Genomic DNA, 574 nt, shown 5'->3' on the forward strand with positions numbered 1-574 from the left:
ACTGCACCGCGAGCTTCGAGATCATGCCACGCAGCTCCGCGCACGTGAAATCGAGCGGCAGGATGTGCGAATACTCGGGCGGATACAGCGACGGATCGTGATCGCGCGCGGCGCCGACCCAGACCACCGGCATGCCGATCTCCGCCTGCCAGGTGCGCAGGAATGCCGCGCCGCTCTCGATCATCGACACGCTGATGATCGCGAGCGACGGCCGCATCGCGGTTCGTTCGGCCGACAGTTCCTCGTTGTCCGCGCGGATCACTTCGACGTCGAAGCTCGACATGCAGCGCGCGACCCGGTCGACGATATCGGCCTTGCCCTCCCAGACGTACAGATCGAGCCCTTCGATTGCGTTCGTGTTTCTCATCGTTATGCGTGAATCTTCAATAGACCGTTTGCGCGGTGCCGCAGGTCAGCGCCAGATTGTGAACCGTCGCCGCGCCAAGCTGCACGCCGAGCAGGTTCAACAGCGGCACGACGACCTGATCGAGCGAGCTCAACACGGGGCCGAGCAGGCTCAGCAGCACGGAGACCACCGGATCGAGTATCGTGCCGACCGGCACCGACACGCCGA

The 574-nt window shown here is 64.3% G+C and carries 2 pseudogenes; both read right to left on the reverse strand.

What is annotated here, in order from left to right:
* Positions 1 to 367: pseudogene (locus tag ACU8YE_RS24065) on the reverse strand (sigma 54-interacting transcriptional regulator); the annotation flags it as partial.
* Between the two features lie 16 nt (positions 368 to 383).
* Positions 384 to 574 (reverse strand): annotated as a pseudogene (locus tag ACU8YE_RS24070) (TadG family pilus assembly protein); the annotation flags it as partial.

Source organism: Ralstonia sp. VS2407, assembly GCF_052950655.1.